18 protein-coding genes are annotated in these 18,627 nt (G+C 41.9%); 11 read left to right on the plus strand and 7 right to left on the minus strand.

Going from position 1 to position 18,627, the window contains the following annotated elements:
* Positions 1-3: 3 nt before the first annotated feature.
* On the minus strand, positions 4-1,104 hold the full coding sequence (locus tag OFN98_RS06070) for an efflux RND transporter periplasmic adaptor subunit (protein WP_270874395.1): 1,101 nt from the start codon (positions 1,102-1,104) through the stop codon (positions 4-6).
* A gap of 247 nt (positions 1,105-1,351) precedes the next feature.
* On the opposite strand from OFN98_RS06070, the gene OFN98_RS06075 reads away from it, so the two are divergent.
* The 8 genes from OFN98_RS06075 to OFN98_RS06110 are packed head-to-tail and all read left to right on the plus strand — an operon-like array spanning position 1,352 to position 10,448.
* Positions 1,352-2,266, plus strand: coding sequence for a sulfurtransferase (locus tag OFN98_RS06075; RefSeq protein ID WP_270862659.1), 915 nt, complete (start codon positions 1,352-1,354; stop codon positions 2,264-2,266).
* Positions 2,256-2,801 carry a molecular chaperone TorD family protein gene (locus OFN98_RS06080; RefSeq protein ID WP_270876636.1) on the plus strand — a complete coding sequence of 182 codons (546 nt, stop codon included), beginning with the start codon at positions 2,256-2,258 and terminating at the stop codon, positions 2,799-2,801. Before OFN98_RS06075 ends, OFN98_RS06080 begins: the two co-directional genes overlap by 11 nt.
* A complete protein-coding gene (nrfD, locus tag OFN98_RS06085; protein WP_270876637.1) occupies positions 2,798-3,928 on the plus strand; it encodes an NrfD/PsrC family molybdoenzyme membrane anchor subunit in 1,131 nt (376 codons plus the stop codon). The genes OFN98_RS06080 and nrfD overlap by 4 nt, the downstream gene beginning before the upstream one ends.
* Entirely contained in the window at positions 3,925-6,183 is a 2,259-nt protein-coding gene (locus OFN98_RS06090; RefSeq protein ID WP_270876638.1) for a molybdopterin-containing oxidoreductase family protein, read from the plus strand. The genes nrfD and OFN98_RS06090 overlap by 4 nt, the downstream gene beginning before the upstream one ends.
* 1 nt (position 6,184) lies before the next feature.
* Positions 6,185-6,781 (plus strand): 4Fe-4S dicluster domain-containing protein, encoded by a 597-nt coding sequence (locus OFN98_RS06095; RefSeq protein WP_270871322.1) that lies wholly within the window; start codon positions 6,185-6,187, stop codon positions 6,779-6,781.
* A gap of 9 nt (positions 6,782-6,790) precedes the next feature.
* Positions 6,791-7,123 (plus strand): hypothetical protein, encoded by a 333-nt coding sequence (locus tag OFN98_RS06100; protein ID WP_270874398.1) that lies wholly within the window; start codon positions 6,791-6,793, stop codon positions 7,121-7,123.
* Positions 7,123-8,937 carry a hypothetical protein gene (locus tag OFN98_RS06105; RefSeq protein ID WP_270874399.1) on the plus strand — a complete coding sequence of 605 codons (1,815 nt, stop codon included), beginning with the start codon at positions 7,123-7,125 and terminating at the stop codon, positions 8,935-8,937. The genes OFN98_RS06100 and OFN98_RS06105 overlap by 1 nt, the downstream gene beginning before the upstream one ends.
* Positions 8,925-10,448, plus strand: a complete 1,524-nt coding sequence (locus OFN98_RS06110) for a hypothetical protein (protein ID WP_270874400.1) — start codon at positions 8,925-8,927, stop codon at positions 10,446-10,448. The genes OFN98_RS06105 and OFN98_RS06110 overlap by 13 nt, the downstream gene beginning before the upstream one ends.
* A gap of 55 nt (positions 10,449-10,503) precedes the next feature.
* Here OFN98_RS06110 and tpx read toward each other — a convergent pair whose 3' ends face one another.
* The gene (gene tpx / locus OFN98_RS06115; RefSeq protein ID WP_270862651.1) at positions 10,504-11,001 is read right to left on the minus strand and encodes a thiol peroxidase; all 498 of its coding nucleotides are present in this window, start codon (positions 10,999-11,001) and stop codon (positions 10,504-10,506) included.
* Positions 11,002-11,118: 117 nt separating this feature from the next.
* On the opposite strand from tpx, the gene OFN98_RS06120 reads away from it, so the two are divergent.
* Both OFN98_RS06120 and OFN98_RS06125 read left to right on the plus strand, forming a co-directional pair.
* Positions 11,119-12,165, plus strand: a complete 1,047-nt coding sequence (locus OFN98_RS06120; protein ID WP_270874401.1) for a TM2 domain-containing protein — start codon at positions 11,119-11,121, stop codon at positions 12,163-12,165.
* Positions 12,166-12,174: 9 nt separating this feature from the next.
* A complete protein-coding gene (locus OFN98_RS06125) occupies positions 12,175-12,672 on the plus strand; it encodes a DUF805 domain-containing protein (protein ID WP_270874402.1) in 498 nt (165 codons plus the stop codon).
* A gap of 187 nt (positions 12,673-12,859) precedes the next feature.
* Here OFN98_RS06125 and OFN98_RS06130 read toward each other — a convergent pair whose 3' ends face one another.
* The 3 genes from OFN98_RS06130 to OFN98_RS06140 form a co-directional block, all read right to left on the minus strand.
* Entirely contained in the window at positions 12,860-13,147 is a 288-nt protein-coding gene (locus OFN98_RS06130; protein ID WP_270874403.1) for a hypothetical protein, read from the minus strand.
* Between the two features lie 274 nt (positions 13,148-13,421).
* Entirely contained in the window at positions 13,422-15,938 is a 2,517-nt protein-coding gene (locus OFN98_RS06135; RefSeq protein ID WP_270874404.1) for a molybdopterin guanine dinucleotide-containing S/N-oxide reductase, read from the minus strand.
* A gap of 10 nt (positions 15,939-15,948) precedes the next feature.
* Entirely contained in the window at positions 15,949-16,533 is a 585-nt protein-coding gene (locus tag OFN98_RS06140) for a cytochrome C (RefSeq protein ID WP_270874405.1), read from the minus strand.
* A gap of 133 nt (positions 16,534-16,666) precedes the next feature.
* Between OFN98_RS06140 and OFN98_RS06145 the strand changes: the two genes are divergently transcribed.
* Positions 16,667-17,260, plus strand: coding sequence for a Crp/Fnr family transcriptional regulator (locus tag OFN98_RS06145; protein ID WP_270871315.1), 594 nt, complete (start codon positions 16,667-16,669; stop codon positions 17,258-17,260).
* On the opposite strand, the gene dsbI is transcribed toward OFN98_RS06145, so the two are convergent.
* Together dsbI and OFN98_RS06155 are read right to left on the minus strand one after the other, a co-directional pair.
* Positions 17,257-17,889, minus strand: coding sequence for a protein-disulfide oxidoreductase DsbI (dsbI, locus tag OFN98_RS06150; RefSeq protein WP_270874406.1), 633 nt, complete (start codon positions 17,887-17,889; stop codon positions 17,257-17,259). The genes OFN98_RS06145 and dsbI overlap by 4 nt on opposite strands.
* Positions 17,882-18,577 carry a thiol:disulfide interchange protein gene (locus tag OFN98_RS06155; protein WP_270871313.1) on the minus strand — a complete coding sequence of 232 codons (696 nt, stop codon included), beginning with the start codon at positions 18,575-18,577 and terminating at the stop codon, positions 17,882-17,884. The genes dsbI and OFN98_RS06155 overlap by 8 nt, the downstream gene beginning before the upstream one ends.
* Positions 18,578-18,627: the final 50 nt, after the last annotated feature.

An 18,627-nucleotide genomic window follows, 5' to 3' on the forward strand; every position in this document is an offset into this window, starting at 1 on the left:
TGCCTACCTAGCCTTTGTCGCGTCTGTTTCTGGCGGAAGCGGGGTCACCTTGGCGCCGACTTGAATTTTTGAAAAATTATCCAAAACAATCAAATCGCCCTCGCTCAAACCCCCTGAAATGGTCATCGTCGTAGAATCCTGGGCTATAACTTTTACGATTTTTTTAGCCACGGTGTTGTTTGCATCTACAACATAAACGATAGAGTTGCTTAAATCTTGCAAAACTGCGATTTGTGGGATTTGGAAGCCATCTTTTTGCACGAAACCATCGACTGAAATTCTAGTGTAAATTCCTGGTTGAATTTCATAATTTAGGTTGTTAAATTGCGCTTTGGCACTCACGCTTGCAGTCGCGCTATCTACGACGCTATCGATGAAAACCACATTTCCTTCATAAATTTTGTCATTAAAGGAAATTGTAGCCTTTGTATTTTTCATATACCAATCGCTGCTGGCTAAATTTCTATCAATTTTCATCTTATCGGTATCAGAAATTCCAAATTTCACATAAATTGGATTTAGTTTTGTAAGCCTGACTAGATTTTCGCCTACGCCTACAAACGAGCCAGTATCTTTTTGCGTATCGCCTACAATGCCGTCAAACGGAGCTTTGACAAGGGCATTATCAAGGTCGATTTTCGCACTTTCGAAATTTGCCTTAGCCACTTCGTAAGCTGATTTTGCGCCGTCAAATTCGCGCGCTGAAATGGTATTGCTTGCCTTTAATTTCCTAGCGCGCTCGTAATCTGCGCTGGCGTTGTTTAAGCTAGCTTTCGCGCTATTAAAAATCGCTTGGTAGCGAGATTTGTCGATTTCATAGAGCCCCTCACCCTTTTCTACGCGCACACCAGGGGTGAAAAGCTGTTTTTCTATCGTGCCAGAAACCTGCGATTTTAGCGTTACATCTAAATCGCTCGCGGTTTCGCCGTTAAATTTCAGTGCGATTGGAACATCGGATTTTTGGGCCTTAAAAACAGCTACTTGAAGCGGTGGCATACCGCCAGCGCCCTTGGCACCCTCTCCTGCGCCCTCTTCTTTTTTTTCGAAATACGAACATCCGCTAAGCAGTGCTAGCGTCGCAATTAGTGAGAAAATTTTCTTCATACAAACCTCGGTTATTAAATTTTAATAATTAAAGTAAAAAGCTGTCGATTTTATCCAAATTCTGCAAAATAAATTATTAACACAAAAGTAAATAAAAATTTAATACTTCTAAATTTTTCACATTTTTTGTGACAAAATCACGGAAAAATTTAATCTAACTTATAAAATTTCGATAAATTTTTAATTTAATATTACTAAATTTTGTTACAATTTTTTTTTGCAACAATTTCATTTTTAAGGAGATATCATGAAATTACTTACTTCATCATTACTAGCGGCTGCTTGCACATGCGCATTTGCCCTAGATTTACCACAAAACAAGGTCGTAGATGTCGAGTGGCTAAAAGCAAATTTGGCTGATAAAGACCTAGTTTTAATCGACCTTCAAGAAGGCGAAGGATATGGCGCAGGCCATATCAAAGGTGCAGTTGCTTGGAAAGAGGCTGATTTCAGAGAGGCAAGAGGCGAAATGCCAGGATTTATCGCTTCTCCGACAACAGTTGAGAGATTATTTCAAAAAAGCGGTATCAAAGATACTAGCGCAGTAGTTTTCTACAACGACGCAAAAGCTGCTCCTGATTATACGCTTTCAACTTTGGCTCTATTCGTATCTGAATACTACGGCCTTACAAACACAGCGATTTTAAACGGCGGAATTGACGCTTGGAAAAAAGCTGGTGGCGAGCTAAGCACAGAGGCCGCCACACCAGAAAAAAGCGATTTTAAAATCACTAAATTTAACAAAGATATCGTTGCGACTGCTTACGATATCGACGAGGCTGTGGTTACAAACAGCGTAGCGCTAATTGACGGCAGAATCGAAGCTCAATACTCTGGCGAAAAAGCTCACCCAAAAGCAGCCAAAGCAGGACACTTAGAGGGCGTTGATGGAAATATCTTTATCGGCAAACTTGCCAAAGAAAACGACGGCGTTTTTTATATCAACACTGACAAAGAAGCTGTTGGCGAGCTATTTAAAACAGCTGGTCTAGATCCAAACGCACCACAAATTTGGTATTGCAACACAGGCTGGCACGCAAGTGGTGGCTGGTTTGCGACAAAATACATCATGGGAAATGACAAAGTCAAAAACTACGAAGCAAGCATGGTCGAGTATTCGAACTTGCCAAAAAGAAAAGTGCTAAAAGGCGATGAAAAATAATCAAATTTCGATTGATTGCCTAGACTTATGCGCCGATCTGCTCGCCTTTCCAGCGGAGGGTTGGCGCGAGAAATACTGCGCGCTTGGCGAATTTGCAAACGGCGAATTCGCCGAACGCTTCAATAAATTTTCAAATTTCAAATTTAACGATTTAAAAACGCCAAATTTAGACGAAATTATCAGCAATTACATTTTTTATTTTGATTTAAACTCAGCCAAATTCGGCACTTCGCTTCTAGCTGGGGTTTGGTTAGATAAAAAAATGTTTGGCGAGAGTTACAATGAAATTTGCAAATTTTACGAATTTTGTGGTTTTGTGGTGGAAAAAAACTGCGACCACGCCTCAAATTTACTCGCATTTTGCGCGATTTTAGCAGAGCAGGGCGAGTGGGAGAAATTTTTGAAATTTACTAAATTTTTGGACTTTTTAGAACCTTTGAGTAAAAATTTAGCAAATTTTGAAAATTTAAAAGAATTTGAGTTTATTTTAAATTTTGCCAAATTTTTAATATCAAATTTAAAGGAGCAAAGATGACAAAAGTCGCCAAAACCCCGAAATTTGGGCTTCTTTTTCTATCGCTTGCGCTGTGCGCAGTGGGGCTCGTGGGGATTTGTAGCGTGTTTTTAAATGGCCAAGAGGCCAGCTACAATGTCAGTCGCGAGGTTCCGCTTGGGCTTTTGCTTATGGGATATGCCTTTTTTGTGGGCATTAGCGTAGGAGTTGCCACGATTGCTACGGCTGATCATCTCTTTGGATTTCACGCATTTTCTAAAATTTCACGCCATTTACAGCTTTTAGCTATTTCTGCGCTTTTAGCGGCATTTTGGCTGATTTTTTGGGAGCTTGGAAGCCCGTTTAAACTGCAAGTTTTGCGCTTCGTGCGTTATTACTTTAATTTCGCGGTAGAAAGCCCGATTTGGTGGATGAGCACTTTTTATTTAATCGAAACTCCGCTTTTAATAATCGAGCTAATTTTAATGCTAAAAAACAGCGAAAAAGCTTCGTTTTACGCAGGAATTGTCGCATTTATAATGGGAATTGTAGCATTTAGCACACTTTCAATGGTCTTTGCCGTAAATTCAGCTAGACCAATCTGGCATACGCCAAGCTTTACCATTTCATTTATTTTAGGAGCTTTGATTTGTGGCATAAGCGTGATTTTTGCCTTTGTAAATTTAAGCAAAAAAGCCCTAAATGAGCGAATTTTGCGAAATTTGAATATTTTTATGTTTTTGCTACTTTTGGCTGTTTTATTTATAAATTTTTGGGGCATTGTGATTTCATCGTATGGAAGCGGAAGCTATCTAGCCAAAAATTTCGAAGTTTTTACAAACGGAAATTTGTCGTTTAATTTCTATTTTTTCGAAATTTTAGTTGGAATTTTGCTTCCGATGATTTTGCTTATTTTATCTAAATTTCAAAATTTAAAAATTTCATTTTTGGCTGGAATTTTAGCCATTATCGGCGTATTTTTTGCTAGGTTTGACGGCATTGTGGGCGGTCAGCTTGTAAAAGTCGAGAGCGAATTTTTAGGCAAGATAGAGTTTGGCTCATACTGCCCAAGCGTGGCAGAAATCACGATTTTTATCTCGAGCATTGGCGTAATGCTCTTTATTTACGCACTTGGAAAAACATTTTTAAATTTGGAGAGTGAAAAATGAGAGAGCTTAAAATAACAAGACGAAATTTCCTAAAAATGGCTTCTAGTGTCGCAGTTGCCAGCACGGCAGGTATCACAGGGCTTCCAAATCCACTTCTAGCCAAAACTCATAAAAATTCGCCCGAGCTTTCAAATTTATTAGAATACGACGAGGGCGTAAAAACTCCAAATTACTGCGAAATGTGTTTTTGGAATTGTGGCGTAAATGTTTTTACAAGGGACGGCAAAATTCACAAAATCGAAGGAAACAAGCTAAATCCATACAATTACGGCACGATTTGCGCTAAGGGAAATGCGGGGGTTTATTCTACTTACGATCCAGATCGCTTAAAATACCCGATGATTAGAGTCGGCAAACGGGGCGAAGGCAAATGGAAAAAGGTCAGCTGGGACGAAGCATTTGACTTCGTGCATGAAAATTTAGAAAAAATCATCGACAAATACGGTGCAAAAAGCATTGCAGCTTTCGCTCACGGAAGCTGTTCTTCTTATTTTCACAAATTTGCTAGCCTACTTGGCACTCCAAATGTAAGCTACGCTTCATTTTCAGAGTGTCGTGGCAGTAGAGCGATTGGCTGGTCTTTGACATTTGGCGGTGGCGGTATCGGCGGACATGAAAACTACGACATGGCAAACACCAAATATATGATTTTATTTGGCAGAAATATGGCAGGAGCGATTCAGGTTAGAGAAGCAAGAGATTTTATGGAGGGCTTGGCAAACGGCGCAAAACTCGTCTATGTAGATCCACGCCAGAGCGAAAGTGCGATTAGAGCGCACAAATGGCTTCGCATAAAACCGGGGTGTGATATGGCACTCGCACTAGCGCTAATCCATGTCATAATTAGAGATAATCTAGCAAATATGGAATTTATCAATAAATACTGCTACGGCTTTGACAAACTAGCCCGTCATGTCAAACAATACACCCCAAAATGGGCAGAAGAAGTTTGCGGTATAAAGGCTGAAACTATTGAAGAAGTAGCGTGGGAATTTGCCAAATTTGCTCCGCATGTCCTAGCTATTGCACCGCGTAGATTTTCAAGATACGCAAACGACACGCAAACAGCAAGAGCGATTGCGATTTTAAATGCGATTATGGGAAATTACGGCGTAAAGGGCGGAACTTGGGTAAATCAAAGTATAAATTTAGCTAAGCTCCCAAAAGATGATGAAGCCCCAGCCGTAAAAGAGCCAAGAGCTGATGGAGTTGGCACAAGGTGGCCGTTTAATCCGCCAAATTTAGGATTAAGCGGTGAAATTTATCGTGCGACTTTAAGCGAACAGCCATATCCGATAAAAGCGTGGCTGACCTACGATACAAATCCGCTAGGACATACGGCAGTCGAAGCAAACGGCGTCATGAAATCGATCGAAAAGCTAGATTTTTTAATGGCAATTGATACGCAGATGAACGATTTTTGCGCGTATTGTGATATAGTTTTGCCTGAAAGCACATATTTAGAAAAAGACGACGGACCATATATCCAAAAATACGATGTGCCGTTTGTGGCTGTAAGAAAGGCAGCGATTAAGCCATTACACGATACCAAGCATGTTTTTGACATAGTGCGTGGGATTTGCAAACGCTTTGATATGGACGAGTATTTTACCATTTCGCCAAGCGATGCGATAAATAATTTCGTAAATTCACTCAGCCCCGAAGATAAAGAAAAATTTGAAAAAGACGGCATTTTGTGCGATTATTTAGCCGATGCGTATCCGCAAAGTAGCAGTAAGCCACTAAGCTTTCCTACTAGCACGGGCAAAATTCATCTCTACAACCCTGATATGGAAAAAATGTATGAAGAATACGGCGATGTCTGTGCGCCACTGCCTACTTGGGTAGCACCGCCACAGCCAAAAGAAGGCGAATTTAGACTTTTATTTGGCAGGGGTCCTGCTCACTCACATGCAAGAAGCCAAAATAACAAGCTCTTACTCGAACTTGAAGATGATAGCCCGATTTGGATAAATCCTGATGACGCGGCAAATTTAGGTTTAAAAACAGGCGATAAAGTGGTAATGATAAATTCCAAAACAGGCTTAAAGTCAAAACCACAAAATATAAAAATCACAAAGCGAATAACGGCTGGAAATGTCTTTATCCACCACGGCTTTGGGCATGTTAGCAAAGAGTGGAAGAGCGGCTTTGATAAAGGCATTAGCGATGTTTATTTTTGTAGTAATGACATTGACCCAGTAAGTGGTTGTAGCGGCTTAAACAACGGCTTTGTTAGACTTGAAAGGGCGTAAGATGAACTCACTAATAAATAAAAATCACAAAAAAGAAAAAAACCTAGCTATGGTGATTATCGGTGATCGCTGTATCGGGTGTGATGCGTGTTATGTAGCGTGTAAAACCGAGTGGGAAGTGCCGCTTTTCAAAGAAGCGTATCGCACAAGGGTTTTTGAAGTCGAAAACGAAGACAACGCAGGAAATCCGATTTTAAATTTCTTGCCTGTGCTTTGTAACCACTGCGAAAATTCCCCGTGCGTGGCTGTTTGCCCGACAGAAGCTAGTTTCAAGCGTGAAAAAGATGGCATCGTCATCGTCGATCCCTCCCTTTGTATAGGTTGCAAAGCCTGTATGGTAGCCTGTCCGTATAATGCCAGATATTACGACGAACACAAACAAAGCGTCGATAAATGCACATTTTGCGCCCCAAGAGTGGATAAAGGTTTGCTTCCGGCTTGCGTAACTACCTGCGTGGGAAAATCGCGAAATTTTGGCGATTTAAATGACCCAAATAGCGATGTTTCGCAAATTTTGGCGCGCGCGACCTCCATTACTCGCCTAAAAGAGAGCGACGGACTTGAACCAAATGTTTATTATGTAACGATAAATTCATAGGAGAAAATGATGAAAAAGATAATTTTAAGCATGGTTTTACTTTGCAGTTTTGGCTTTGCGGAGAATTTGCAAAGCTACAATACTTCAAAAGCGCAGGCGGAACATTTTGTAAATCTCTCACGCGAAGCTGTGGCAAAAAACAATCTCACACTTGCTAGGGCATACGCAAAAAAGGCGATTCAAGCAGACGCTTACAACAAAAAAGCGTGGGAAAGCTATGATGATGTCATCCAACGCCTAGCCGATGAAGGCATGATTGATGAATTTGGCGCCAAAGCCGATGAAAGCGAAGCCGCCGCACCAAAAGCCGGTGGCGCACCAGCGCAGTTTGAGGGTTGCTAGTGAGAAGAATTTGCGAAATTTTAAAAGGGCTAAATTTTAAAATTTTCGCAAATTTTGCTATTTTGTTTTTTTGCGTAAGCGCATTTTCGCAGATAAACTCATGCACCGCTTGCCACGAAAATTACGGCTCACTAAGCCCCTCACACGATGAGGTTGCCTGTCAGAGCTGCCATGGGGGCAACGAGATTGCTAGCGAAAAATCGCTCGCTCACATCGCCCTAATCCCCAATCCAGCCACACTAGAAAACGCCAAAAGCCGTTGTGTGCGCTGTCACAAGGATCAAATCGCTCGCGTTGCAACCACGCCAATGCAAACCCAAAATCCAATCAAGCAAAATTTGCTAGGTGAGTGGGCGAAGCAGGGCGCGAGCTCTGATTTTAGCGCAGAGCAAATCGAAAAATTCGCCAAGGACCATTACGCCAAAGCCTGCGCTAGTTGCCATATCTCGCAAGAAAAAGAGGTTTTTATAAATCAAAATATCGCCAAAGGTGGCGGGTGTGGGGCGTGTCATAAGGCTTCGAATTTAGATGAAAATTTCTTGCTCTCGCCGTTTTTTGCTAGCAAAAATGCAAAATCTGCGCCAAATTTAAGCGCAAATTCCAGCGTAAATTCCAGCGCGCACGCAACTTCCCCAAATACTGCGCCCAAATTTGCACCCAAAACCCACACGCGATTTTCCACCGCAATCCCTAGCCAAAACTGCCTAGCCTGCCACAACCGCTCGGCTCGCATTGGTTTTGCGTATTATGGAAAATTCGAAAGTGAGGGAAGCAAAGCGCCTTTCGAGCAGAGCCATACACTCTCTGACGGGCGCCATTTCCACGATTTGCGCGCCGATATTCACTACGAAAGAGCAGGGTTAGAGTGCGTGGATTGCCACACTAGTCTTGGGGTAATGGGCGATAAGAAAAACCACGCAAATATGAGGGGAGCCGTGATTATCGCATGCGAGGACTGCCACGCGCCAAATTTTGCCACGCCAAACGAGACGGCGCGAAATTTAGCCAAAACTAACCCAAATATCCCAGATAGCGCGCTCATCGCCTACACAAAAAAGGGAAATTTCCCACTTTACAATGTCGCCAAAGTGGGCGAAAAAGCAGTCCTTACGCGCAAAAAAGACGGAGCAAAATTTGAAATTTCAGCGCTAAAACACCCAGCACACGAACCTTTGCACGCAAATTTATCCTGCCAAGCCTGCCACGAAAAAAGTGTGGCAAGCTGTTTTGGTTGCCACGAACAAAGATTTGCGGGCGCAAAGCAGTTTGAGTGGCAAAAGGGCGAATACAGCGAGGGTGCGTGGAGCGAAATGCGCAGTTTTTTGCGCTTCGAAGACCCCGCTTTGGGCGTGAGAAATGACGGCAAAATCGCAAACCTAGCCCCAGGCTGTCAGGTCGTGGCTAGTATCTACGAAAATGGCGCCACGAAGCATTTTGACGCCCTTAGCCTAGCTAGCTGGGCGCAACACAGCGTTGGGGAAGCCAAAACCTGCGCCGCTTGCCACTTCTCGCCATCTTCGCTTGGTCTTGGACGCGGTGTTTTGGGCTATAAAAACGGCGAGATTTCGTTTAGCCCAAATTTGGCAAATTTTGGCGAGTTAAATTTCGCCCTTGACGCCTTTGCTAGCCCAAAAGGAGCGCAAAATCAAATCATTTCTAAAAACGATTCCACGCTAAGCTTAGCTCAAATGAAAAAAGTCCTTGACGCCTATGCCTGCGCTATCTGCCACGATCGCTACGATGATAAAATTTATGCCGATTTTAACGCCTCAAAAGCGAAATTTAGGGCAGGGGGGACGAAATGTTTAGAGTGATAAATTTGATATTTTTTGCGTTTTTAAATTTCGCTTTTGCCCAAAATTTATCCTGCGAAAACTGCCATAAAATCGAAAAATTTGACGCGCAAAATCACAATTTTTCATGCGAAAGTTGTCATAAAAGCAAAATTTCACCCTCAGATTTCCCGCAAAGCTTAGCCAAATTTGGCGGATTTTCGCACGAAAATATCATCGCTCACCCAGCAAGCCCCGCGCATTATGGCGAGTTTTGCGGCATCTGTCACGCGAAGCAAATCAGCGAATTTGAAAAAAGCAACCACTTCACACACAAAAACGAGATAAAAACGATTTTTAGCGCATTTAACATGGATTTAAATCTTAGTTTGCAAGATTTTTTAAGCCAAAATTTGCCAAATTTAAACGAGAAAGAGCGCGTCGTGGCGGACTTCGTGGAGCGCAAATGCCTAAAATGCCACGCCTATGATAATGGTGAGAGTTCCCTATTTTCGGCTCACGGAAAGGGTTGCATGGCATGCCACGCTAGCTACGCACCCAGCGCGCAATACAGCGGCAGCGACACAAATACTAGTGCGCGCCCACACTCGCGCACTCACACGCTCTCGCGCGCGGACAATGAAGTTTGCGCCTCTTGCCACAACAAATACTTCATCGGCGCCGATTTTATGGGGCTTTTCCCACAAAATACGCACAAAGACTACCGCACGCCGTTGCAAAAAAATGGAAATTTCCCAGGGCTAAGACACGGCGTGACATACGCAAATTTGCGCCCTGACGCACATTTTAGCGCGGGGCTAGTGTGCGCGGATTGCCACAAAATGAGCGAAACCAAAAGCTGTGAAGCCTGCCACGAAACCGCCTTGCAAACGGCGCAAAACTCATCGCACAAATTCCACCAAAATTTGGAGTGCGCCACCTGCCACAGCGCATGGGGCGGGAGTTTTTACGAGCTAAATGCTATGCTTGATTTTAGCAAAGATTACGAAAACTGGCAAAATTTAATCGAATTTGATGCGAGCACCAAGCGATTTAACGCACGCGCCCTGCGCCAAAATACGCGCCCTACGCCGTTTTCGCGCACGCTTGGGGGCGAGAAAAAACCCGGAATTTGGCATAGCGCGTTTAGTTTAGAACGCTTCGAAAATGTCCTTTTAGTGCGCAAAAATAACGGCAAAATCGCCCTTGCGCGTCCTGTGTTTGGCTATAATCTTGGCATAAAAGATGAAAATGCTAGCGTGGCTAAATTTGGCGAGAGTGGCGAGAAATTCGAGGTTTGGAAGCCGTTTTCGCCTCATAGCGTGCAAAAAATCGGCAAATCCTGCGAAGCCTGCCACGAAAATCCGCTCCAAAGCGGAGAAACTCACGGCGGTATTAGCGAGCTTTTCGCGCCTAAATTTTGCGAAAATCCTAGTCAAAAAAACTGCGCCAAACTGCTTGACGCTAGCCCTTTAAACGAGCGTGAAATGCAGAATTTGAAGTCAATTTTATACAAAAAAACAAGAGCGAAGGAAATTTTAAATCTAAATTAGAAATTCCGCAAAATTTGCGGAATTTCGCTGTATTTTTAAGGGGGAAGCTAAAAATTTATGCGTTTTTTGCAGCCTCTAAAACTGCTTCGTAGTTCGGCTCTTCGGTGATTTCAGCCATGATGTCTTTGTATGCGATTACGCCACCGCTGATGACGAAAACCGCTCTTGCATTTAGCCCAGCTAGCGCGCTATCTTCGATTAAAATTCCATAGCTTTTGGCGAATTTTTTCGCTCTAAAATCGCTTGCTGTGCGCAAGTTTTCGATACCCTCTGTCGTGCAAAATCTGCCCATCGCAAACGGCAAATCCATTGAAACCACGATTACTTCGGTGTTTGGCAAGCTTGCTGCTTTTTCGTTGAATTTGCGAGCCTCGCTAGCGCAAACTGGCGTATCTAACGACGGAACGGCTACAATGATTTGCTTTTTCTCGCTTTTGCCGATTACGATATCTTCTAAATCTTTCCCAGCGACTACGACTTCTGGCGCAGCCTCGCCGACTTTTACTTCATTTCCGCCCAAATTTACGGGGTTTCCTAAAAATTTTACTTGCATTTTTTCTCCTTGTAAAAATAAAACACATTTTATCTCATAAAATTTAACAGATTATTTTTTGGCGCAAAATTTTAAAATTTGGCTATAATTTCGCCCAAATTTAAAAAAAGGAAATCCATGCAAACCCTCCCGCAAAACGCGCCTAAATTTCACCTCAACACCGCATACACGCTATATTTGACGCTAGGGGTTTTTAGCGCGCACAGATTTTATCTGAAAAGAAATGTAAGCGCGATTTTCCAGCTTCTTGGCGGATTTGGGTTTATCATCTTTGTCTGCTTTTTGGTGGCGTATGCTTTGATATCAAACGATAGCGCGCTCGAAATTTTGCGCTCAATAAGGCCGAGCCTCGAATTTGACGACCAAGATACACTTAGGGCTAGGGAAAATTTAATAAAACCGATTATGGTCTTTGCGCTGCCAAATTTAGCCTATTTGGCGTGGATTATTTATGATTTTTTTAATTTAGAAAAAATGGTTAATGGCGCAAATTTAAGCGCAGGGTGCGAAATCGAAAATCATGGCGAAAGTATCAGCGAAAATCCGAGCCAAAGCCTAAATTTCGAAGAAAAAAGCGCAAATTTAGCCTCGGCTAGACAGCTAGCTTACATTGGGTGCGGACTTTTGATTTTAATGGCAGTTTTAAACATTTTTGGCACCAAGATTAACGGCGCCGAACTCGCCTCAACAGCGGGGCAAGTGTGCTTAGCAATGAGCGCGTATTTCATCGCTAGCACAATTTGCTCAAAGACGCTTTTGCGAAATTTAACCCTTTTTGTCGTATTTGACGGCCTTGCGCTAATCCCGTTTTTGATGATGATGTTTGGGGATAAAAGCATGGTTGTATTTGTTTTCGGCGCAGTATTTACGGGGCTTGGCGCATGCTTTGCGCTTCTGATTTACAAAGAGCTTTTCCAGACAAGCGGGTGCGAAATTTTCGTTAAGGCGTTTTTTGTATATGCGCTCTCGTGCGTGATTGGGCTAGTTTTAGTCTATTTTAATCCGATTTTAGCGATAATCGCGGTGCAAATTTGCTCGATTATAAATTCGCTTTTTATCATTGCTTGTGCCAAAGATAGCCGAAATTTCGAAATTTCGAAAAACAACTATTATTTTTCGAATTTTAAATTTCACATTAGCGAATTTAACAAAATCGAATCATAAGGAGAAAAAATGATGAGTTTTGGCGAGGCGATTAGCGTTTGCCTCAAACAAAAATACGCCACATTTTCTGGCAGGGCTAGCAGAAGCGAATATTGGTGGTTTTACCTTTTTAGCGTTTTGGTCAATATCGCCACTGCCGTAATCGACGCCGTGCTTGGCACAAATATCGTTTTGGGCTTTGACAAAAACGGCACCCCACAAGTCATCGGTATCGTAGCTAGCGTGGTTGCTCTGGGCTTGCTTGTGCCATCATTTGCGGTTTTGTGGAGAAGACTGCACGATAGAGATATCAGCGGGTGGTATTTTGGCGCAATTTTTCTTTTTTGCGTGCTTGGGATAATGTTTGCTGATGGAATTAAAATTTTAGCTATGCTGTTTTTATTTGTTGCTGTGGGGCTTATAATTTATATTTTTATCTCTACGATTTTAAAGGGCACCGACGGAGCTAACAAATACGGCGACGATCCGCTAAATCCACGCGCCGGCGGGAATATTTTCGTTCCGTAATCCTTTTAAATTCCTAGCAAAATTTGGATTTTTCCAAATTTTGCTTTTCTTTAAATTTTACTCTCGTTAAATTTTACTTTGTAGATACTGCGTCTGAAATTTCAAATTTTAAGATATGGGCAAAATTTTAATTTAGGGTGGGCAACGATTATTTGTAGGTTTGGATACCTACAAATAAACAATAGAATTAACGAAATTCTCGTCTGAAAAATTTAGGACCCTTTTTATAGCTTAAATTTTGTAAAAATCTATATGCACCTATGACGATACCGACCAAGCCACCGATACAAACAAGGGCACCAATAGCGCTATCGATAGCAATACCTACGATAAGCAATATTACACCCAAAATTAAAGTTGGAGCCCACGATACACCATATCTAATCTCAGCTTGGCAACCACTGCAAACTGATACTCCGTATTTGATGTCGTCCTTGCCACAAAATGGGCAGCCTAAGTGTAGCTCTTCATCCATAATTTTCTCCTTGAAAAAAAATAAAGTTTTATTCTACCCCCCCCCCCCCCCTTAAAATGGGTTGAAATTTTGATTATATGGTGCAAAATTTTGTATTGATTTATTATAAGCTTGCGAAGTAACTTTGTAAATTGAGGAATTCGTAGAAATTTCGTTGGATTTTAAAAAGCAAAATTTCGGGGCAGTATTTCAAATTTGCGATAGCGGAATTTTGAAATTTGCAAAATTTTGTAGAATTTTAAAATTTGGCTAGGAAATCCTAGCCAAATTTTGCTTATTTCGCACCTTTTGGCGGCATAAACGCAGTTAGCGTGATGTCTTCGCCGTCTTTTGGTTTGTAAGGCTCGATATTTACAAGGCAAGTGTGAGAGATATTTCCGTTGGCTAGTTTGCTTGTCGGAATATCGATAGTAAGCACATTTGCCGAGCCGTTTTTGCAAAGTCCGTTTTCGTTTGGATCATACCAAGCACCTTCGCAAAGTTTTACGACATTTCTTGGAGTATCATCATTTACAACTGCACCTGCTAAAATTTGACCCCTAGCGTTGAAAACTCTTACCAAATCGCCGCCCTTTATACCTAGCTCTTTTGCATCTTCTTCGTTGATGAAAATCGGCTCTCTTCCCGCCACAGCATAGCTATCTCTTAGCTTAGTTTGGTTTTGTTGTGAGTGTAAGCGATCATTTGGGTGTGGGCTTATCATGTGGAATCTGGCTGGTTTATCCTTCATACCTAGCCACTCGATTGGCTCAAACCATGTCGGGTGAGCCTTGCAGTCATCATAGCCCATTTTTTCGATTGTTTCAGAGTAAATTTCGATTAGTCCGCTTGGTGTGCCAAGTGCATTTAAAATCGGATCTTCTCTAAAATCTGCAAAAGTTACATAGCTTTCGCTTTCCATTGTAGGGAAAAATTCAGTCGGTTCGTTTTTGTTCCACCACTCTTCAAAGCTTGGCATTTTTATTCCCAAAGCTTCGTTTGCATTTACTTGATTTGCCGCTGTTTCATAAAACTCTTTTATCCAGTCCATTTCGGTTTTGCCGCCTTCTGTGTAGGCTTCTGCAAGTCCGTCTGCATAAGCTTTACACAAATCAACGAAAACTTGATAATCATCTTTTGCGCCAAATTGTTTTTCTACAACCTGTTTTTGTGGGACGATATGCATATTTGTATAGTCCCCTGTCATAGAAATGTCATTTCTCTCATACGAGCTAGTTACTGGGAAGACAATATCAGCCATTTTCGCTGTCGGCGTCCAGTAAATTTCATTTACGACGATAGTTCGCGGTTTTCGCCAAGCTTTGACATTTTTATTTGTATCTTGTTGTTGAGTTAGTGGATTTCCGCCGACCCAGTAGATAAAATCCATATCAGGATATGTGATTTTATTTCCGTTATCATCAAGTGTGGCACCCGGATTTAGCAAAGCGTCAGCATTTCTAGCGACAGGATATGACATCAAAGCAGTATTTGATAGCCAAGATTGCGCTGCATTTTCTTTTGCGCCATCAGCGTTAGCAGGACCCATATATTTGCCGTCTTTGATAACGCCTACGCTTCCTGCGTTGATTGTTTTAATCACGCCACCAACGCAACTTGGCGTTCCGCCGTTTGCATAGTGGTAACTAAAACCAAATCCGCCACCAGGAAGCCCTATTTGACCAAGCATACTAGCAAGAGTTACTATCATCCAATGGACTTGTTCGCCGTGGTGCGCTCTTTGCATACCCCAACCAGCCATAATCATAGTGCGATTATCAAAGAATTTTTCAGCTAATTCTTTTATAACTTTTGCTTCGATTCCGCAAATTTTCTCTGCCCACTCAGGTGTTTTTTCTACGCCGTCTTCTTTGCCTAGTAAATACTGCTCAAATTTATCAAAGCCAACGGTGTAAGTGCTTAAAAATTCTTTATCATATTTGCCTGATTTTAGCAAGTGATTTGCCATAGCTAACATCATCGCAACATCGGTATTTGGAGTAGGTCTGATATGAGTAGCTTTGCCTTCAAAAAATTTAGTTGTGATTGTTTTTAGCGGATCGATGATGATGATTTCTTTACCGCTATCACGCAATTTTTCAAAATATTTAAACGAGCCTTCATCAGAGACCGTAAATGACAAACGCAAAGTGCCGATTGGATTCATACCCCAAAGCACGACGACTTTTGAGTTTTCTAAAACCACAGGCCAAACGGTTTGTTGCTCATAAACTTGGCTAGAACCCACGACATGTGGCAAAATCACTTGCGCAGCTCCGGTTGAAAAATCCCCGGTAACGCCCACAAAACCACCTGTCATATTCATAAATCTATGCAAAAGCGTTCTTGCCATACCAAGTGCGCCTGAGCTTTGCCAAGCGTAGCTTCCTGCACAAATGCTATTCATACCCTTTTGTTCGCGTGTTTTTTTAAGTTCTTTTGCGACAAGTTTGATAGCCTCTTCATAAGGCACTTCTACCCACTCGTCCTTACCGCGAAGCTCTGGTTTTGGGCTATCTGGATTTTCAAGGTAGCTTTTGCGAACCATTGGGGCTTTGATTCTTGCTTTATAAACCAAATCGTCCATGGCTGTTTGCAAAGGATTTGGTACGCTTGAAGTTTTTTTCCAAGCTTCCGATTTTACGATTTTGCCGTCTTTTACGGTAGCTTTTAAAATTCCCCAGTGTGCTCCCGTGATGACTTCGCCGTTTTTAACCAAAGCGGTATTTGCCTCTGTCCCAAGGGCAAAATTTGGAATTGCGCTAGCAGCACCCAGAGCGACGCTGCCTTTTAAGAAACTTCGTCTTTTCATCTTTTCTCCTTTAATCGACATTAATGTCTTTTGAATGTTTTTGTAAATACTGAGTGATAACCCAAATTTCATCTTGCGATAGTGGCGTGCGTGATTGCATTGATTTAATCAGCGCAGGCCATCTATTTGCGACCTGAGTTTCGCCTCTGTGAAGCGGGTGGCAGGTGCCACAGTTTTCTTCGTGGTTTTTCTTCGCTGTGCTAAAAATCGCTTTCAAATCCGTTTCTAGCGCGTCTGGCGAAGTATAGGCTGTGATTTTTACCTTGTTGTATTCGCCTAAATTCTCCAAAACCTCAGCGTCGAATTTCGCCTGTTTTGAAAAAGCAACCGAGATAATTCTCGCCTTAGGGGTAAAATAAATGATATTTTGCGCCTTTGCGCTTTGGTAGCCTTCAAGGCTAAATTTGACCTTTTTATCATCTGCTTCGATGATTTTGATCTCATTTGTCGGCATTAATCTTCCAACACTTTCGCTTAAATCCGCGCTTAGGCTGATATTTTTAACAGCTACGCTATACGCGCTATCGCCCACGCTAAGGGCGTTTGCGGCGCAGGTTAAAAGACCTAAGCAAAGAGCTAAATTTAGAATTTTCAAATTTTCTCCTTTTTTAAAATTTGCGAAATTTTATAAAAAACAAAAATAAAAATTTGTCATTTTTATGACAAATTTAGTTTTTATTATCGATACTTAACCTTTTTGTGAGATAATAAAAATAAAAAGGCATTTTATGGGGACTAGGACGACAGGGGTTTTTGAGGGCGAGAAGTTATCGTTTTTCGGCAAAGAGGATTTGGATAAATTCAGACGCATTTCCTATCAAAAAGGCTCGATGATTTACGCACAAAAAAAACTTTTTATGATAATCCTAAAAGGCGAGGGCAAGCTAAATACCTACCACGAAAGCGGCAGGGAGTATGTGCTAAGCTACTTTGGGGCGGGTTCTTTCGTGCTAGTCGATACCTTTTCGTCATTTGAAATCACAAAAGACGCTGAAATTTTAGAGGCAAATTTATCCACCGTGATTGATCTGTTTGAGTTCAACCAAGACTTTGCGATTTATCTTTTTAACTCGTTTTTGAAAAATATGACAATGCAAAAAAATGTGATAAAAGAGCTGGTTTTTGATAGTGTCGAAACTCGAACTTATAAATTTTTACTTCAAATCGCAAACGGCGATATAGCACATGTCAATGGCGGTGTCAGCGAAATCGCAAGCTTCGTCGGAGCCCCACGCCAAAATGTCTCCGTGGCTGTAAATAAGCTAATCAAAAATAAAAAAATCCAAAAATTAGATCATCAAAATTTTAAAATTTTGCCCTAAATTTTCTTTGAAAACATAGCGTAAATTTGCGCACTCATCATCACAAATAAAACCGCTAAAATCACGCCAAAGGCTAAAATCATGCACTCAGCCATTGTGCCAAATTTCGCGCCCGGGATCAAATACCAGCCATTAGAATACAAATCCACAAAAAAGCTTTGAATAGGATCTAAGCTCGTTCCTAGCGGGACTATGGGCGCGTCTAAGCCACAATCACCAGTTGGCTTAAAAAAGCTAGCAAACCACTCATCAAGGGGCAAATTTAGCGGGAAATTTGGCTTAAACGAGCAACCATGCACGCCAAAAGGCAGTTTATCCAAAATCGCGCTATGCACCTTGTATAGGTGGATTGAGCGGGCAATTCCATAAATTGCGCCCACAAAGCACACGCCATAAGCGCAAAATTTAAGCAGCAAATTTCCCCCGCAAATCGTGCCTAAAATCGCTCCGAAAAATATCACAAAAAACGCCAGCCTGATATACACACACTGCTCGCAAGGCGCCATAAATAGGTATTCTTGGAAAAAATAGTGCGCGATAATGATTAAAAGCGCGCAGACAAAAATCAGATAAATCCAAGGCTTCGCGCTGTTTTGCCACGCGCAAATTTTAAACAGCACTCTACTCATTTTTGCTCGCCAAATAATCAATTAATTTCGCAAATTCGGCTGTGGAGGCGATTTTTTCGGTTTTTATGAGGTATTTACCACCCACCACGAAGGCTGGCACGCCCTGAATAAGTGCGACATCATAGCCCTCGTCCCAAAGCCCAAGCAAATCCAAAACTTCGCTATTTTGCAATTCGCTCTCGTAAATTTCGCGCGTAATACCGCCTGCTTCAAAGCCCGTTTGCAAAAATTTCATCTCGTCTGCTTCCGCGCTAGGACGCTCTTTTTTGTCGTGATAACTCTCAAAATATGCAAATAAAATTTTCTTAAATTTCGAATTTGGCGAGTTTGGGACGATATTTTCTCTTTTATCCAAAACTCTCGCCACAGCCAAAATTTTACTCACACTCACGCCAAATTCGCCCATAGCGTGCATGTGAAACGGCTCGTAAGTAGCACGGATTTCGCCTAAAATTTCAGGCAGGACATTTTGATAATATTTATAGCAAAACGGACAAGCATAGCTCGAAATTGCCACGAAACTGCCCTTATCCACACTTAGTGGCTTATCCAAAACCAAATAATGCTCGCCTGCGCTAAATTCGCCATTTCCGCCGTCCCCGTGAGTGTTAGTCCCGCCCATCATATACACACCAACGCCCAAACCAACGAGCAGAGCGAGGATAAAAACTAGTAGATTTTTTTTCATAAATTTTCCTTTTTTACTCAATTATAATGAAATTTTAAAAATTTTGGCTA

Origin of the sequence: Campylobacter sp. JMF_15 NE4, assembly GCF_027737645.1 — a bacterium.
Lineage (GTDB): Bacteria > Campylobacterota > Campylobacteria > Campylobacterales > Campylobacteraceae > Campylobacter_B.

Coding starts and splice junctions, on each gene's coding strand:
- OFN98_RS06070 (WP_270874395.1), bottom strand. CDS start 1,104: ATGAAGAAAATTTTCTCACTAATTGCGACGCTAGCACTGCTTAGCGGA.
- OFN98_RS06075 (WP_270862659.1), top strand. CDS start 1,352: ATGAAATTACTTACTTCATCATTACTAGCGGCTGCTTGCACATGCGCA.
- OFN98_RS06080 (WP_270876636.1), top strand. CDS start 2,256: ATGAAAAATAATCAAATTTCGATTGATTGCCTAGACTTATGCGCCGAT.
- nrfD (WP_270876637.1), top strand. CDS start 2,798: ATGACAAAAGTCGCCAAAACCCCGAAATTTGGGCTTCTTTTTCTATCG.
- OFN98_RS06090 (WP_270876638.1), top strand. CDS start 3,925: ATGAGAGAGCTTAAAATAACAAGACGAAATTTCCTAAAAATGGCTTCT.
- OFN98_RS06095 (WP_270871322.1), top strand. CDS start 6,185: ATGAACTCACTAATAAATAAAAATCACAAAAAAGAAAAAAACCTAGCT.
- OFN98_RS06100 (WP_270874398.1), top strand. CDS start 6,791: ATGAAAAAGATAATTTTAAGCATGGTTTTACTTTGCAGTTTTGGCTTT.
- OFN98_RS06110 (WP_270874400.1), top strand. CDS start 8,925: ATGTTTAGAGTGATAAATTTGATATTTTTTGCGTTTTTAAATTTCGCT.
- tpx (WP_270862651.1), bottom strand. CDS start 11,001: ATGCAAGTAAAATTTTTAGGAAACCCCGTAAATTTGGGCGGAAATGAA.
- OFN98_RS06120 (WP_270874401.1), top strand. CDS start 11,119: ATGCAAACCCTCCCGCAAAACGCGCCTAAATTTCACCTCAACACCGCA.
- OFN98_RS06125 (WP_270874402.1), top strand. CDS start 12,175: ATGATGAGTTTTGGCGAGGCGATTAGCGTTTGCCTCAAACAAAAATAC.
- OFN98_RS06130 (WP_270874403.1), bottom strand. CDS start 13,147: ATGGATGAAGAGCTACACTTAGGCTGCCCATTTTGTGGCAAGGACGAC.
- OFN98_RS06135 (WP_270874404.1), bottom strand. CDS start 15,938: ATGAAAAGACGAAGTTTCTTAAAAGGCAGCGTCGCTCTGGGTGCTGCT.
- OFN98_RS06145 (WP_270871315.1), top strand. CDS start 16,667: ATGGGGACTAGGACGACAGGGGTTTTTGAGGGCGAGAAGTTATCGTTT.
- dsbI (WP_270874406.1), bottom strand. CDS start 17,889: ATGAGTAGAGTGCTGTTTAAAATTTGCGCGTGGCAAAACAGCGCGAAG.
- OFN98_RS06155 (WP_270871313.1), bottom strand. CDS start 18,577: ATGAAAAAAAATCTACTAGTTTTTATCCTCGCTCTGCTCGTTGGTTTG.